13 protein-coding genes are annotated in these 15,466 nt (G+C 64.9%); 7 read left to right on the forward strand and 6 right to left on the reverse strand.

Annotated features, from left to right (window positions below; translation table 11 throughout):
* From NH448_RS13270 to glnE, 3 genes are all read left to right on the forward strand, one after another.
* The coding region (locus tag NH448_RS13270) for a D-alanyl-D-alanine carboxypeptidase (RefSeq protein ID WP_253028876.1) at positions 1-649 on the forward strand (649 nt) is incomplete at its 5' end.
* Between the two features lie 37 nt (positions 650-686).
* The gene (locus NH448_RS13275) at positions 687-1,061 is read left to right on the forward strand and encodes a diacylglycerol kinase (RefSeq protein ID WP_045991417.1); all 375 of its coding nucleotides are present in this window, start codon (positions 687-689) and stop codon (positions 1,059-1,061) included.
* A 107-nt stretch (positions 1,062-1,168) separates the two neighbouring features.
* The gene (glnE, locus tag NH448_RS13280) at positions 1,169-4,144 is read left to right on the forward strand and encodes a bifunctional [glutamate--ammonia ligase]-adenylyl-L-tyrosine phosphorylase/[glutamate--ammonia-ligase] adenylyltransferase (RefSeq protein WP_253028877.1); all 2,976 of its coding nucleotides are present in this window, start codon (positions 1,169-1,171) and stop codon (positions 4,142-4,144) included.
* A gap of 205 nt (positions 4,145-4,349) precedes the next feature.
* Here the strand turns inward: glnE and NH448_RS13285 are convergent, their stop codons facing one another.
* The 4 genes from NH448_RS13285 to NH448_RS13300 form a co-directional block, all read right to left on the reverse strand.
* On the reverse strand, positions 4,350-5,033 hold the full coding sequence (locus NH448_RS13285) for an HAD family hydrolase (RefSeq protein ID WP_253028878.1): 684 nt from the start codon (positions 5,031-5,033) through the stop codon (positions 4,350-4,352).
* Between the two features lie 130 nt (positions 5,034-5,163).
* Entirely contained in the window at positions 5,164-6,669 is a 1,506-nt protein-coding gene (locus tag NH448_RS13290) for a tripartite tricarboxylate transporter permease (protein ID WP_108448457.1), read from the reverse strand.
* A 13-nt stretch (positions 6,670-6,682) separates the two neighbouring features.
* Entirely contained in the window at positions 6,683-7,180 is a 498-nt protein-coding gene (locus NH448_RS13295; RefSeq protein ID WP_253028879.1) for a tripartite tricarboxylate transporter TctB family protein, read from the reverse strand.
* A gap of 197 nt (positions 7,181-7,377) precedes the next feature.
* Positions 7,378-8,409, reverse strand: coding sequence for a tripartite tricarboxylate transporter substrate binding protein (locus NH448_RS13300; protein ID WP_213230028.1), 1,032 nt, complete (start codon positions 8,407-8,409; stop codon positions 7,378-7,380).
* A 586-nt stretch (positions 8,410-8,995) separates the two neighbouring features.
* Between NH448_RS13300 and NH448_RS13305 the strand changes: the two genes are divergently transcribed.
* From NH448_RS13305 to NH448_RS13320, 4 genes are all read left to right on the forward strand, one after another.
* Positions 8,996-10,840 (forward strand): sugar phosphate isomerase/epimerase and 4-hydroxyphenylpyruvate domain-containing protein, encoded by a 1,845-nt coding sequence (locus NH448_RS13305; RefSeq protein ID WP_253028880.1) that lies wholly within the window; start codon positions 8,996-8,998, stop codon positions 10,838-10,840.
* Between the two features lie 63 nt (positions 10,841-10,903).
* On the forward strand, positions 10,904-11,767 hold the full coding sequence (locus tag NH448_RS13310; protein WP_253028881.1) for a saccharopine dehydrogenase NADP-binding domain-containing protein: 864 nt from the start codon (positions 10,904-10,906) through the stop codon (positions 11,765-11,767).
* Positions 11,764-12,204 (forward strand): type II 3-dehydroquinate dehydratase, encoded by a 441-nt coding sequence (gene aroQ / locus NH448_RS13315; RefSeq protein ID WP_108448462.1) that lies wholly within the window; start codon positions 11,764-11,766, stop codon positions 12,202-12,204. The genes NH448_RS13310 and aroQ overlap by 4 nt, the downstream gene beginning before the upstream one ends.
* Positions 12,205-12,303: 99 nt before the next feature.
* Positions 12,304-13,386: a Gfo/Idh/MocA family oxidoreductase gene (locus NH448_RS13320; protein WP_253028882.1), complete on the forward strand. Its 1,083-nt coding sequence runs from the start codon at positions 12,304-12,306 to the stop codon at positions 13,384-13,386.
* Here the strand turns inward: NH448_RS13320 and NH448_RS13325 are convergent.
* Together NH448_RS13325 and NH448_RS13330 are read right to left on the reverse strand one after the other, a co-directional pair.
* On the reverse strand, positions 13,352-14,275 hold the full coding sequence (locus NH448_RS13325) for a DMT family transporter (protein ID WP_253028883.1): 924 nt from the start codon (positions 14,273-14,275) through the stop codon (positions 13,352-13,354). The genes NH448_RS13320 and NH448_RS13325 overlap by 35 nt on opposite strands.
* Positions 14,276-14,439: 164 nt before the next feature.
* Complete coding sequence (locus NH448_RS13330; protein WP_045991421.1) at positions 14,440-15,411, reverse strand: AEC family transporter; 972 nt, start codon at positions 15,409-15,411, stop codon at positions 14,440-14,442.
* Between the last annotated feature and the right edge of the window lie 55 nt (positions 15,412-15,466).

Here is a 15,466-nt window from a genome sequence, read left to right on the forward strand (position 1 = left end):
GACCCTCAACGCCATGCTGGCGCGCTCCGGCATCCTCGTCGAAGGCGGCGTGGCCACCAGCAGCGAGGCGCCCCCCGGCGGCGCCCGTCGCCTGGCAGCGGTGGACGGCAAGCCGCTGCAGGAGATCCTGCTGCGCATGCTCAACTACTCCAACAACTACATGGCCGATGTGCTGGCGCTGGATCTGGTGGAGGGGCCGCGGGTCGAACTCGATCAGGCCGGTGCGGCGCTGGAGGCCTTCGTCGCCCGGGTGCCCGGCCACGGCGAGGTGACCCTGGAAAGCGGCAGCGGCCTGACCACCGGTAACAAGATCTCGGCCCGGGGCGGCAACGCTCTGCTCGAGTACATGTTCGGGCGGGCGGACCTGTTCCCGGTGTTCAACGCCGGCCTGCAGGCCCCGACCAACGGCCCCATGCGCTTTATCCGGCGCGGCTCGCCGACCTTCCAGAGCCACGTGACGCTCAAGACCGGCACCCTCAATCAGCCGGTGGCGGTACGCGCGGTAACCGGCTACTTCCGTACCGCCAGCCACCGCTTCGGCGTTTTCACCGTGCTGGTCAACGGCACCGCCAACACCCCTTACATCAGCTGGGCCAGGGTCCTTGACCTGGTATCCCTGGATCTCGACCGCATGATTGCCAACCACTGAGGGGCCGGGAGCGCCCCTTTCGCCACGAGGAACCCTCATGAAGCCCGGACACACCGGCTGGCGCCACCTGATTCACTCGACGCGTTACTCGCTCAAGGGCCTGCGGGCCGCCTTTCGTCACGAATCTGCCTTCCGTCAGGAGCTCGCGCTGTGCCTGGTGCTGGTACCGCTGGCCTGGTGGATCGGTGACACCCCGGTGGAGTGGATCCTGCTGGTCGGTAGCTGCTTCATGGTGCTGATCGTGGAACTGCTCAACAGTGCCATCGAGAGCGTGGTCGATCGCATCGGCCCCGAGCGCCATGTGCTGTCCGGTCGGGCCAAGGACATCGGCTCGGCGGCGGTGATGCTGTCGCTGGCGATGGCGGGGCTGACCTGGGGACTGCTGGCCGTGGAGAAATTCCTGATGGCATAAGCGGCCGTGCTCACAGGCCCGGGCTTGAGTATGCTCAGGGGAGGAGCACAGGCCCAGGCCCGCCGTGATCTGCGCACGGGGGCGACGAGTGAACAAGGAGAGCCGCCATGCAGCTGAGCCAGGATTTCTTGCCCCGAGACGACATCCCCACCGCCCTTGTCGGTGCCCTGGATGCCGCCTGGGAGCGCCTTGCCTCGCGGCTCGAACAGGCAGACAACGTCGCCGAAATGAGCGGCAATGAGCCCCCCGGCGAACTTTATCAGGCATTGGAGCCCCATCGTCGGGTCGAGCTCGCCCGGGTGCTGGCGATCTCCGAGTTCGCCTGCGAGACCCTGTGTCGCCATCCCCAGTGGCTGGGTTGCCTGGACTCCAGCGGTGAGCTGGATCGTGCCTTGACGCCCGAGGCGCTCAAGCAGCTACTCGAGGAAGGCCTCGAGGCCGCCGAGGACGAAGCCGCCATGCAGGCGGCGATTCGGCGCTTTCGTGCCGCGCGCATGCTGGCCATCGTGTGGCGCGACATCAACCGTCCCGAGGGCGTCGACGCCTGGGCCACCGGTGCGGCGGTGTCGCGCCTGGCCGAGGTCTGCCTGGAAGGGGCGCTTGGCTGGCTCGAGCGCTTTGTCGAGGCCCGCTGGGGGCGTCCGGCCCCGCGCGAGGACGGCAGCGAACAGCGCCTGGTGGTGCTCGGTATGGGCAAGCTGGGCGCCGGCGAGCTGAACCTGTCGTCCGACATCGATCTGATCTTCGCCTACCCCGAGAAGGGCGAGACCCAGGGTGGGCGCAAGTCGCTGGACCACGTCGAGTACTTCACCAAGCTCGGTCAGAAGCTGATCTCGGCGCTGGACCCGGTGACCGCCGACGGCTTCGTCTTTCGCGTCGACATGCGCCTGCGCCCGCTGGGTGACGGTGGCCCCCTGGTTGGCAGCTTTTCTTCGCTGGCCGGCTACTACCAGGATCAGGGCCGCGAGTGGGAGCGCTACGCCATGCTCAAGGCGCGCCCGGTGGCCGGCGACATCGACGCCGGCTATGAGCTGTTGTCGAGCATCCGTCCCTTCGTCTACCGCAAGTACCTGGACTTCGGCGCCATCGAGTCGCTGCGCGAACTCAAGGCGATGATCAATCGCGAGGTCCGTCGCAAGGGCATGCAGGGCAATATCAAGCTGGGGCCCGGCGGCATCCGCGAGGTGGAGTTCATCGTTCAGGCGTTTCAGCTGATCCGCGGCGGGCGGGATACGGAGCTGCAGGTAACCTCGCTGAAGACCGCCATGCAGCGGCTGCCGGAGTTGGGCCTGCTGCCCCAGGAAGTGATCGACGAACTGCTGCCGGACTACGCCTTTCTGCGCGACCTGGAGCACGCCATCCAGGCCCTCGAGGACCGCCAGACCCAGGCGCTGCCCGACGACGACCTCGACCGCGAGCGGGTGGCGCTGGCCATGAACGCCCAGGGCTGGCCGGCGCTGATGGCGCGCCTGGACGAAGTGCGTGGGCGGGTGCGCAAGCACTTCGACGCGGTCATCAGCGACCCCGAGGACGAGGTCGAGGAAGATGGCGTCGACGAGGGTGCCAGTCTCGATACCTGGCGCCAGCTATGGCGCGGCGAGCCGGACGACGACGAGGCCCAGGCGACACTGCAGGACGCCGGCTTCGACGATGCCGCCACCGCACTCAAGCGAATCAAGGGACTGGCCGGGTCACGCCAGGTTCAGGCCATGCAGCGGGTGGGCTACGAGCGCCTCGATGCACTGATGCCGATGCTGCTGGACGCGGTGGCCGAGAGCGAGGCCCCGGATGCGGCGCTTGAGCGGGTGCTGCCGTTGATCGAGGCGGTGCTCAGGCGCACCGCCTATCTGGCGCTGTTGCGCGAGAACCCCGACGCCCTGGGCCACCTGATGAAGCTGTGCGGCGCAAGTCCCTGGATCGCCGAACAGATCGCCCGCTACCCGATCCTGCTCGACGAGCTGCTGACCCCGGACACCCTCTACACCCCGGCGGACAAGGCGCGCCTGGCCGACGAGCTGCGCCAGACCTTGGCGCGGATTCCCGAGGACGACGAGGAAGCCCAGCTCGAGGCACTGCGGGTGTTCAAGCACGCCCAGGTGCTGCACGTGGCGGCCTCGGACATCGCCGGCACCCGCCATCTGATGAAGGTCAGCGACTACCTCACCTACATCGCCGAGGTGATCCTCGACGCCGTGCTGGCCATGGCCTGGAAGACCCTGACCCGCAAGCACGGCTATCCACTGGGCAAGGACGGCGAGCGCGCCGGTAAAGCGCCGGAGTTTCTGATCGTCGGCTACGGCAAGCTTGGCGGCATCGAGCTTGGCTACGGCTCGGATCTCGACCTGGTGTTCCTGCACGACTGCGCCTCCCAGGGCGAGACCGATGGCAAGCGCGTGATCGACAACACTGTGTTCTTCACCCGGCTGGGCCAGCGCATCATCCACCTGCTGTCGGCGGTGACGCCGGCCGGTTCGCTCTACGAGGTCGACATGCGGCTGCGCCCCTCGGGCAACTCTGGTCTGCTGGTCAGCCCGCTCAAGGCCTTCGCCGAGTACCAGCGCGAGCAGGCCTGGACCTGGGAACATCAGGCGCTGGTGCGCTCCCGGGTGGTGGCCGGCGACGCGACCCTGGCCGAAGGCTTCGAAGAGGTGCGCCGGGAGATCCTCGGCCGCGAGCGCGATCGCGAGGCGCTGCGCGAGGAGGTGGTCAAGATGCGCCACAAGATGCGCGATCACCTGGGCTCGAAGGGCTCCGCCGATACCTTCGACCTCAAGCACGACCCCGGCGGCATGGTCGACATCGAGTTCCTGTGCCAGTACGCGGTGCTGGCGCTGTCTCACCAGACACCGGAGCTGATGCGCTTCAGCGACAACATGCGCATCCTCGAGACCCTGGAGGAGACCGGCCATCTCGAGGCCGACGAGGCCCTGGCGCTGCGCGACGCCTACCTGGCCGCGCGCAGCGCAAACCACCGCGCTGCGCTGACGCGGGAAAGCGCCCGCGGCGACGTCGAGGCGTTCAAGGACCACCGCCGAGCCATCATCGACGCCTGGAAAGCCTGGCTGGAGCCTGAACAGGGGTGAGCTGGCCTTCATGCACGCTGGACCGCGCTGATTCTGCGTCTAGTTCAACCTGACGCCCCGCCACAAGAACGCCGCCATGGGAGACCATGGCGGCGTTCTCGTCTTTCAGTCTGCTGAGGGACGAAGGGACGTCAGCTGCGAGGTGCCAGCTTGATGTCCCGGTGGCGGGCGCGCTGAGCGAAGCCCGTCACGCCTGCTCCTTTCGCTAAAGCGTCAGACCTGCCAGGGCCTGGTCCAGCCCATGAAGGTCCTCAATGATGGTGGTATCGATGGAAAATGGCGAGGCTTCGCCGGGGGAACCCACTCCGACAAAGGCGGTGCCATTGGAGCGTGCGGCGCGGTAGTCGTTGTAGGAGTCGCCGACCATCACCGTGCGCCGGGCCAGCTCCTCAGTGTCGCCACCGCGCCCTTGTCTGGCGAGCAGATTGCCCAGGGCGGTCACCTTGTCGGGGGGCGCGCCAATGACGTCGTCGAAGTAGCGTGACAGTCCACGCTCGGTGACACAGTCGGCCAGTTCCTGCTGGGGTGTAGCGGACAGGAGCACCAGTGGGCAGGTTCCCTTCCAGCGCTCGAGGGCCTCCTGAGCGCCGGCAATCATCGGCGCCTCGGCCATCAGTCGTTGCATGCGCTGACGAAAGCGCTGGCACAGCTCAGCGATTCTCGCCTGGCTCGGCGGACGGCCGAGAATCTGGCCCTCGATATGGCGAAACTTCACCTCGCGGGGCTGGCCGCTGCGCCGCCCCAGGTAGGCTGCCACCGCCTGTCGCACCGGCGCCGCCTGGTCGTCGTAGAGTGCGGCGAAGGCCGCGCGTTTGAGTCGAGCGGAGTCTAGAATCACCCCATCGCAGTCGAACACCAGCATGCGGGGAGTAAAGCGGTCAGGGATCACTGGCGCTCCATCAGCAAGGTTCAACATCACCATAAAAGACACAGGGCGCGCGGAGCGCCCTGTGTCTTTGGGGGCAGGCCGACACCATGGTCGACAAAAAGCCAGCCACTGCGCCTTTCACCATGCCTGTTTACGCCTGACGCTTGAGCTTGCCGTTGACCCAGGCCTTGGCCGGGGTCTGGCCGAGCAGCACCAGAGCGATGACGGTGGTCAGCACCAACGACAGCGGGTTGGTGATCAGCGCCAGCAGGAACTGGCCGCCACTGTCGCCCACCGAGGACATGGCCTGGCGATAGGTCTCGTCGAGCAGCGGGCCGAGAATTACGCCGAGGATGATCGGTCCCATCTGGAAATTGAACACCTTGAGCCAGTAGCCGAGGATGCCGAAGCCGAGCATCCAGTACACCTCGGTCATGTTGCTGTTGATGGAGTAGGTGCCGACCACGCACAGCACCAGAATCAGCGGTATCAGGATCGCCTTGGGTACCTCCACCACCTTGGAAAACACCTTGATACCGGTGAGCCCGAAGATCAGCAGGAAGATGTTGGCCAGGGCCAGATTGCCCACGGTGAACCAGAAGATGTGCGGCGTCTCGATCATCAGCATCGGCCCGGGATTGAGCCCGTGGATGACCAGGGCGCCGATGATCACCGCAGTGACCGCGTCGCCCGGCATGCCCAGCGTCAGCATGGGCACGTAGGCCCCACCCACGGCGGCATTGTTGGCGGTTTCCGGTGCCACCAGGCCTTCGTAGGCGCCTTCACCGAAGGGTACCTTGGGGTTCTTCACCGTGCGCTTGGCATGGTCGTAGGCAAACAGCGAGGCGATATCGCCGCCGGTGCCGGGCAGCGCGCCGACGACGACACCGATGATGGCGGTGCGCACCGATAGCGGCAGGAACTTCAGCACCATCTTGAGCGGGGGAATGATCTTGTCGACCTTCTGCTTCACAGGCACCTTGTTGAGATTGTGCAGTTGGTAGAAGGCCTCGGCGACGCCGAACAGACCGATCATCACCACCACATAGTGGATGCCCCCCATCAACTGCATGTTGCCCATGGTCAGGCGCGGCGTGGCGGTGACCATGTCCAGGCCAACCAGGCCGATGGCGGCGCCCAGCGCCACCGAGAAGATGCCACGAGCCAGCGACTTTCCTGACAGGGTACTGACCAGCAGCAGACCCAGCACGGCGATCAAGAAGTAGTCACGCGGGGCAAATTCCAGGGCCATGTCGGCCAGGTAGGGTGCGGTTCCGGCGAGCACCAGGGTGCCGAGCAGACCGCCGATGACCGACATCACCGTGCTTAGCCCGATGGCGCGACCGGCCTCGCCCTTCTGGGCCAGCGGGTAGCCATCGAAGGCGGTGGTCACCGCCGAAGGCGCGCCGGGAATGTTCAGCAGGATGGCGGTACGTGAGCCGCCGTAGACGCCGCCGACGTAGATGCCGACCATCAGTGCCAAGGCATTGTTGATGTCCCAGGTGAAGGTGAAGGAAATCAGGATCGAGACGGCCATGGTCACCGACAGGCCGGGGATGGCGCCGATGTAGATGCCGCCGAGGGTGCCGAGCGCGGTCAACAGCAATAGCTGCGGGTCGAGCCAGGCCATGGCGAAGTAGGCGAAGGTGTCGTTCATGGGGCCTCCGGGCTCACGGCAGGTAGACGCGGAACACCAGCGTGAACAGCGCGTAGATGATGGCGATGGAAACGCCGGAGATGATCAGTGAGCTCACCACCTTGCCGCCGCGAAAGTAGATGAACATCAGCGCCAGGAAGATGAAGGTGCTGACGTAGAAACTGATCCAGGCGATGGCGAACAGATAGGTGATGGCGATCAGCGAGAAGACCACGATATGCGCCTTGAAGTGCTCGCCGACAAAGGCCTTGAGCTCGTCGCCGGCACTACCGAGTTCCTGTGGGCGGCGCTTGCGTCGGTGGCTCACCAGAATCACCACCGAGGAAGCCAGCATGATCAGGCCAAGCCCAATGGGAAAGGAGCCGGGAGAATTCAAGGAAGGGATACCGTCGATGCGGTAGGCCTCGTAGAGGAAGGCGAGGCTGAACAGCAAAAGCAGCCAGTCGAATACCTTCTCGCCTGGCTTGACGACCTCAAACTCCTGGGTATCGGAAGGGTGTTCGTCGTTCATGGCAGGGGTCTCGTGTCAGGGATCCCAGGACGGGGCGCTTTCGATGGGGCTCGAGCCAGCGAGCTGTCGAGACTGTCACCGTTGCGCCTGCCTTGAGTCCTGTCGCCAGGCACCGAACGTGTCGCGCACGCCGGTGCCGGTCGGGGAAGGGCGCTGCCCAGGGCAGCGCCGGTGTTGGCCGCTGTGGTCGGCTGGGCTTATTCGGTGGCCGCGGCCTGATCGCCGGGACGGGCGATGCCGAGGTCCTCCGGCGAGGTGTCGACGCTGCCCGCCTCGAACATCGACCAGGCGGTGACCGACTGCCAGTTGTCGAGATAACGCTCGGCCTCTTCGCCCTTGAGGTTCAGCGGTTCGGCACCGAAGTTCTCGAGGAAGGCCTGGAAGTCGTCGTTGGCTACCGCCTTGGCATAGGCGTCTTCGAGCACGGCCTTGACGTCATCCGGGGTCTCTTCGCGCACGAATACGCCCCAGAACGGCCCCCATGGCAGGAAGCTCTCGATTTCGGGCAGTGCCTCGGTGATGGGCGGCACTCCGGGCAGCGATTCGATCTCCTCGCCGGTCACGACGGCCAGTCCCTTCATCTTGCCGCTACGGATCTGCTCGCCCACCGCCGCCAGGCTCAGCGGCATGAAGTCGATGTGGTCGCCGAGCATGGCGGTGATGCCCGGGCCGTCACCACCGAAGGTGACGGTGCGCACATCGAGCTCATCCACAGCGTTGATCATGGCGTGAACGGTGCTCGGCAGGCCTCCGGCGCCGGTACCGCCCATGCGCAACTCGCCAGGATTTTCCTTGGCGTGGGCCATCAACTCGCTGAAGGAGTCAAAGGGGCTGTCCGCCGGCGCGGCGATGACCACCAGGCCCTGGCCGATGATATTGACGGTGTGCATGTCGTCATAACTGAAGTTGGCCAGTCCCATGATCGGGTAGAGCTGGGGGTTTTCGGCACCGTAAAGAAGGTTGTAGCCGTCCGGGCGCTGGGTCATGACGTGGTTCATGCCGATCACGCCGGTACCGCCGGGGCGGTTGGTAAGCACCACGCTGGCATCGAGGATTTCCTCGACATGGGGCGTCAGGCTGCGGGCGACGTTGTCGGTGGCGCCACCGGCACCCCACTGGATGGTGCCGGTCAGGTTACGCTCGGGGTAGTCGGCCTGAGCGCTGGCGGCGAGGCCGAGGGAGCCAAGGGCAATGGCGGCGGTCAGTGTCTTCAGCGTTGTGGTGGGCATGCAGTCCTCCGGGGATGTCTTGTTGATATGGCGGGAGGCTTTTCCCGCTTGGCCCTACCTTAATATGTAGCTGCTATGGCTGGGCCTGTTGGTGAACGCGTGATGCGATTCGAGATCCTGTAGCGAGATCGTAGAAATGATCAGGGCGTTCGCTTTGCGAACCAAAGTCCTTTATACGAACAGTAGAGGTGGGCCGGTGGAGAGTCAACGTATGTGAAGGGCATCTACGACCATGGTTGCATGCTTTGAATGGTGGAATGGTGCCTTGTGAAGGGGAGGTGCGACAAAAGGATAATGCCCGTTGCTACGGTCGGTGGACGTCCCTGGGTATGACAGGGCGCGACCCAGCCCCATAGGCCGGGGCCAGGACACGGCGGGGCTCCGCGTCGGTTGGTTTCGACGACTTATACCTTTGGCCTAGTCGATGTGCTTGCCAAAGGGGGGCGATTGTCGTGCATAATGCGAACATAAAGTCGCTATGCGAACTCGTGGGCAGCATGAACGTAGTGTCAGATCCCGCAGCGCCTGGCGATATTCTTGTTACCCAATGCGTCCAGGCGACAGTCACGGATGCCCGGAGGACAGCATGCGCTCCATCGCCACGGTTTGCCTCAGCGGTGATCTTCGCTCCAAGCTTGAGGCCATCGCTCGCGCCGGCTTCGGCGGCGTGGAAATCTTTGAAAACGACTTGATTTCCTTCGATGGCTCACCCGCCGACATCCGCGAACTGTGTCAGCGTCTGGGGCTTGCCATCGTTGCCTTTCAGCCGTTTCGCGACTTCGAAGGCATGCCAGAGCCGGCCCGCTCGAAAAATCTGCTTCGGGCCCAGCGCAAGTTCGATGTCATGGAGGAGCTCGGCACCGATTTCATGCTGGTGTGCTCCAACGTGTCGCCGCAGTCTCTGGCGGACAGCGATCGTATCGTCGAGGACCTGCGTGAGCTTGCGAGCCTCGCCCAGGCGCGGGGACTACGCATCGGCTATGAGGCGCTGGCCTGGGGACGTCATGTCTCGGATTACCGTGATGCCTGGGAACTGGTGCGGCGTGCCGATCATCCTGCCCTGGGGGTCGTACTCGACAGCTTCCACATCCTGTCCCGTGGGCACGACCCTGCCGCTATTGCGGATATCCCACGCGACAAGATCTTCTTCGTTCAGGTCGCCGACGCCCCGCTGCTGGATATGGACGTGTTGCAGTGGAGCCGCCACTTCCGCTGCTTCCCCGGGCAGGGGCGCTTGCCGCTGACATCATTCATGCAGGCGCTGGCGAAGACCGGGTACGACGGCCCGCTGTCCCACGAGATATTTTCCGACGCCTTTCGTGCCGCGCCCGCCGACGTGACCGCCAAGGATGGCATGCGCTCGCTGATCTATCTGGAGAACCTGGTGCCAGAGGGCCCCTGGGCTGGCGAGATTCCGTCAGCCAGTGGCTATGAGGGCGTTCACTTCATCGAATTTACGCTGGACGAAGACAGCGCCGCGCCGCTGGGAGAATTCATCGGAGCGTTGGGCTTTCGCCATGTGGGCCGCCACCGTTCGAAGAATGTCGAGCTGTGGAAGCAGGGCGACATCCACCTGGTGCTGAACTTCGAGACAGACAGCTTTGCCCACACCTTTCGCCTGCTGCACGGCACCTCGGTGTGTGCCGTCGGTTTTCGTGTCGATGACGTGGATGCCGCGCTGGCCCGGGCCAGGGCCTTCAAGGCGCCGGTATACCGTGGTCAGGTGGGTGAGGGCGAGATGGAGATTCCGGCACTGCGCGGGGTCGAGGGCAGCCTGATCTATCTGGTCGACGAGGACGCTGCGAGAGATCTGCAGTGGCAGACCGACTTCGAGCTGTTCGATCAGGCCCGTCGCGACGAGGCCGGATTGCTGCGCATCGATCACCTTTCCTACGTACTGCCGGCGCCGCAGTTGCTGGGCTGGCAACTTTACTACCACACCGTGCTCGGTTTCGAGGCTGACACCGAAAACGAGATCGTCGATCCCCATGGGATGATGGTGTCCCAGGCGGTCAACAGTTCCGATGGCAGCATTCGCGTGCCACTGACGGTGTCTCAGGCCCAGGGAACCTTGCCGGGCCGTTTTCTCAGCGAGTTCCGCGGCGGCGTTCAGCAAATCGCCTTCGAGAGCAGCGACATTCTGGCCAGCGTCGATGAACTCCACGCCCGTGGCCTGCCGCTCTTGCGCATTCCGCCCAACTACTACGATGACCTGGAAGCGCGCTTCGATCTCGATCCGGACTTCATTGAGGCCATCAGGCAACGAAATATCCTGTTCGACCGCAACGACAGCGGTGACTTCCTGCATGCCTACACCGACACCTTCGCTGGACGTTTCTTCTTCGAGATCGTCGAGCGTCGCGGTGCCTACCAGCGCTATGGCGAGGCCAACGCCGGGATTCGTCTGGCCGCCCAGTCGGCGCAGTCCTGAAGCAGTCACACCGACAACGTATGCGGTTTGATTTTCAATGGGCCCGCGCCCGGGAGACCAGCAATGAAACTAGGCTTGATCGGCAAGGCCATCCTCCACTCCAGTTCGCCGGACCTGCACGTTCGGCTCGGCAAGCTGACAGACATCGCGACCACCTATGACCTGTTCGACGCCAATGAAGCCCCCATCGACTCGCTGGAGGACAAGGTCAGCGAGTTGATCGCCGCCGGCTATCGCGGGGTTAACGTGACCTATCCCTTCAAGGAGCGCGCGGTGGCGCTGGCCAGCAGCGCCAGCGAAGGCGTGAGGATGGTCGGGTCGTCCAATACCCTGGTGTTCGAGGCCAATGGCATTCACGCGGAGAACACCGACTTCACCGGGTTCATGAGCGGTTACCGCGCCACCCTGGGGGAGCGCTCCCCCGGCCGTGTCCTGCTGATCGGTACCGGTGGTGTCGGCAAGGCTGCGGCCTTCGGTGTGGCCCGGCTTGGCGCCAGTGAGGTGTTGCTGGTGGACCTGGAAGCGGCCAAGGCCGAGCAACTGGCCGAGGAACTGCGACGTTTCGGCTTTTCCGCCCGGGCGGTGACCGCAGATGACGTGGACCGGGTCGCGCCCGACTGTGACGGCCTGGTCAACTGTACCCCGATTGGCCACGAGAAGAGCCCGGGCTGCCCGCTGGCCCCCGCGCTGCTGCGCTCCCATCACTGGATCTTTGATGCCGTCTACGTTCCTGCGGTGACCGAGTTCGTGGCAGCGGCCAGGCAAGCCGGTGCCAGCGTGATGAGCGGTGTCAGCCTGTTCGTGTTCCAGGGCGTGGACGCCTTCAAGCACTTCTGTGAGGATGAGCGAAAGCGTGCCGCTGCCGATGAGCAGGCCGCTTCCCTGTTCGCCCACTACCGGCGTGAACTGTTGAAGGAGAATCCTTGATGAGTGGCAAGGTGCTGGTCCTGCATGGCCCCAACCTCAACTTGCTGGGTACCCGCCAGCCAGAGATCTACGGCCACGAGACCCTGGCCGATATCGACAACGCGCTGCGTGAGCACGCAGTGCTCGAAGGCTGGGAGCTCGCCAGTCGCCAGAGCAATCATGAAGGTGAGCTGATCGACGCCATCCATGCCGCGCGTCTCGATGGCACTGTCGCCATCATCATCAACCCTGCAGCCTATACCCACACCTCGGTGGCGATCCTCGATGCCCTGAACGCCTTCGACGGCACGGTGATCGAGGTGCACCTGTCCAACGTGCACAAGCGCGAGAGCTTCCGCCACCACTCCTACGTCTCGCTGCGTGCCGATGGCGTCATCGCAGGGCTCGGCAGTCAGGGCTACCACGCCGCCCTGGATGCAGTGATCAGGAAGGGGTGATCGTCCTCTTTCAGGAGCAAGCAACGCTGGCGGCGACGAGAGGCCTGCTGTGGTCGAGGGCGTCGCATCGGCTATCCGGCCACTGATGAAGGAGTCGTCATGCAGCCTTTGCGTATCGCCGTGCTCGGCGCCGGCATGATCGGTCGCGAGCACATTGCTCTGGTCCAGGACTCCGCAGATTGCCAGTTGGTGGCAGTCGCCGTCGAGTCGGCTGCACCCGGCGAACTAGGCAAAACCTTTGGTGTGCCCTGCTACACGGGCTACGAGGCGTTGCTGGAACAGGAATCGCTGGACGCCGTCATCGTCGCATTGCCCAATGCCCTGCACTTGAACGCCGGACTTGCCTGTATTGAGCGAGGATTGCCGGTGTTGATGGAGAAACCGGTGGCGGACAGTCTGGCCTCTGGCCTGGCGCTGGCCGAGGCCAGCGAGTCCAGCGGTGTGGCAATGCTGATCGGCCACCATCGCCGTCACAGTCCTGACATGATCGAGTCCCGCCGAGCCATCGACGCAGGTGAGCTGGGCCGGCTGGTCGCCGTCAACGGCGTCTGGTGGTGCAAGAAGCATGACGGTTACTTCGAACCAGCCTGGCGGCGGAAGCTCGGGGCGGGGCCGGTGTTGAACAATCTGGTCCACGATATCGATTGTCTGCGCTACCTGTGCGGCGAGATCGACAGTGTCCAGGCGATGACCGCCAACCAGGCGCGAGGCTTTGAGGTGGAAGATAGCTTCGCCGTGTCGCTGAGCTTCGCCAATGGTGCCATCGGCACCTTGGTCGGCAGCGATAGCGTGCCATCGCCCTTCATGTGGGACGTGGCATCGGGCCAGTCGCCGGTGTTTCCTCACCAGCCTGAGCCCTGCTACCAGATCGGCGGCAGCCTGGGCTGTCTAAGTGTGCCGACCATGGAATTATGGCACCACCAGGAGGGTGAGGACTGGCGCAACCCGCTTTATCGCCGGCGGTTGCAGCCGCTCCGGCATGATTGCTACCCACGCCAGATGGCGCACTTCATCGACGTGGTGCGGGGTGAGCGGGCACCGGTAATCGACGCGCGGGATGGGTTGATGACGCTGGCGGCGACCCTGGCTTGCGATCGTGCCGCGCGCACCGGGATGCGAGTGCGGGTCCAGGACATGCTGGACTGCCCTAGCGATCGCGCCCACGAGTCAGCGCCAGGGTGATTCCGGCGGCGCTGATCAGCGCCGCGCCGATCCAGGTCTCCGGGCGTGGCACGTCGCCGAAGAAGATGAAGCCGAACAGCGCCGCCCAGACGATCTGCAGGTACAGAAAGGGCGAGACCAGCGAGGCCGGCGCGTAGCGCATGGCCAGGATCAGCGTGAGCTGACTGGCGGCGCCCATCAGGCCGACGAAGACAAACAGCGGCAGATCCCCCGGTGCCACCGGGGTCCAGAAGGCCGGGACCACGGCCGAGCTGACCAGGGCGCCGGCAAGGCCCGCGTAGAACAGCGAAGTGAGGGGATGGTCCTCGCGCCCGAAGCGTCGGGTGGACAGCTGGTAGAGGGCGAAACAGGCGGTCAGACCGAAGGGCAGCAGTATCGCCGGGTTGGCGCGCCAGTCCACCGGGCCCACGCAGATCACCACCCCACCGAAGCCCACCAGGATCGCCAGCCACTGGCGCCAGCCGACCCGCTCCTTGAGTAGCGGAATCGCCAGCAGGGTCACCAGCAGCGGCGAGCTGAAGTTGATGACGTAGACCTGCAGGATCGGCAGGGTGCGAAAGGCCAGGTAGGCGAAGGTGCTGGCCCCCAGCAGCAGCAGGCCACGAACGAACTGGCCGCCCAGGGATGACGTCTTCAGCATGGCCATGCCCGGCCCACGTCCCAGATAGACCAGGTAGCCGGTCAGCACCAGCATATGGCCAACGTAGCGCGCCCAAACCACCTGCACCGGCGAATAGTCCTGGGCCAGAGTCTTGACCCCGGTGTCGAGCATGCAGAACAGGAGCCCCGCCGCCAGCATGAAGGCGATGCCCTTCATCGGCCGGTCGCGATTGAGGGCCTGGGGCGGCGTCAGGGGCGTAGTGTCTGGTGTCGATGAAGGTGTGGACATGGCGGGCCGTTGGCGGTCGAAGCGGGACGGCGACATTCGGCGCCGACAAAAAAAGTAGCAAGCTAAATGATGCCTTTCATGGTACGTGAGCCAGCAGTCGGTCGCCAGCGAGTCAGCCAGGGTTGGGCATCAGGCCTCAGTCACTCGTCGGCACCGCGGGAGGTTCAGCCAAGCAGCGGCATCAGACCGGTGTGTGACAGCGCCCACAGGACGACGCTAAGGGTCACGAAGCTCGATAGCGTGCTTGCCATCAGGGCGGCGGCACCCACGCCCTCCATGCCGAAGCGCTGGGCGATCAGCGGGTAGATGCTGATCATCGGGCAGGCGGCGAAGATCATGGCGCCGGCGAAGATCAGGGGGGGCAAGGGCGCCAGGACGGTCTGGAAGGCCAGCAGCATGCCCAGCACCAGCAGCGGGTGGAGTACCAGCTTGCCGAGCATGATCTGGCCCATGTCCTTGACCATGCCGCGGATCTTGAGGCCGTACAGGGTGCCGCCGATGACGAACAGCGCAGCGGGCCCGGCGGCGCCGGCCAGCAGCTCGATGGTGCGATCCAGCGTCGCCGGCAGGCGTATTCCCAGTGCCGCCAGTGCCAGCCCCAGGCTCAGCGAGATCAGGATCGGGTTGCGGACAAGCCTGGTCAGGGTCTGGCGCAGGGCATCACCGGCGCGGGTGTCGCGCTGCTGACCGACCTCGGCCAGTACCAGGGCGCCGGGAATCACCAGCAGGATTTCGACCATCATGGTGTGGACCATGATGATACCCGCCGCCGCCTGACCCAGCGCCAGGGCAGCGATCGGGTAGGCGACAAAGCCGCTGTTGGAGGCGGACATGCCAAGGGCCTGGATGGCCCGCTCGGTGGGGGACTTCTTTTGGCGATTGCGCGGCAGCCACAGGCAGGCGACGAAGGTGGCCACGGAGCCCAGGGCGTAGGCTGCTAGCAGCGGCAGGCTGATCACCTCGCCAAGCGAGTTGCGGGTCAGGGCGCCGAGGATCAGTGCCGGCAGCGCGGCGTACAGCACGAAGTTGGCGACACCGGAGAGCTGAACCGGCGATACCAGGTTCCAGCGCCGGGCCAGAAAGCCGACGCCGATCAGCAGAAAGATCGGTGTGGTGATGGAGAGTATCGCTAGCATTCAGGCCTCCCTGCCATTGTCATACTTCCCCATGTGCGCCTGTCCCCTGTGCGCT

This window comes from Halomonas sp. OfavH-34-E (assembly GCF_024124525.1).
Classification (GTDB): domain Bacteria; phylum Pseudomonadota; class Gammaproteobacteria; order Pseudomonadales; family Halomonadaceae; genus Halomonas; species Halomonas litopenaei.

Excerpts from the sequence above, each read along its gene's own strand:
- NH448_RS13275 (WP_045991417.1), top strand. The coding sequence starts at position 687 with ATGAAGCCCGGACACACCGGCTGGCGCCACCTGATTCACTCGACGCGT.
- glnE (WP_253028877.1), top strand. The coding sequence starts at position 1,169 with ATGCAGCTGAGCCAGGATTTCTTGCCCCGAGACGACATCCCCACCGCC.
- NH448_RS13290 (WP_108448457.1), bottom strand. The coding sequence starts at position 6,669 with ATGAACGACACCTTCGCCTACTTCGCCATGGCCTGGCTCGACCCGCAG.
- NH448_RS13295 (WP_253028879.1), bottom strand. The coding sequence starts at position 7,180 with ATGAACGACGAACACCCTTCCGATACCCAGGAGTTTGAGGTCGTCAAG.
- NH448_RS13300 (WP_213230028.1), bottom strand. The coding sequence starts at position 8,409 with ATGCCCACCACAACGCTGAAGACACTGACCGCCGCCATTGCCCTTGGC.
- NH448_RS13305 (WP_253028880.1), top strand. The coding sequence starts at position 8,996 with ATGCGCTCCATCGCCACGGTTTGCCTCAGCGGTGATCTTCGCTCCAAG.
- NH448_RS13310 (WP_253028881.1), top strand. The coding sequence starts at position 10,904 with ATGAAACTAGGCTTGATCGGCAAGGCCATCCTCCACTCCAGTTCGCCG.
- NH448_RS13320 (WP_253028882.1), top strand. The coding sequence starts at position 12,304 with ATGCAGCCTTTGCGTATCGCCGTGCTCGGCGCCGGCATGATCGGTCGC.
- NH448_RS13325 (WP_253028883.1), bottom strand. The coding sequence starts at position 14,275 with ATGTCCACACCTTCATCGACACCAGACACTACGCCCCTGACGCCGCCC.
- NH448_RS13330 (WP_045991421.1), bottom strand. The coding sequence starts at position 15,411 with ATGCTAGCGATACTCTCCATCACCACACCGATCTTTCTGCTGATCGGC.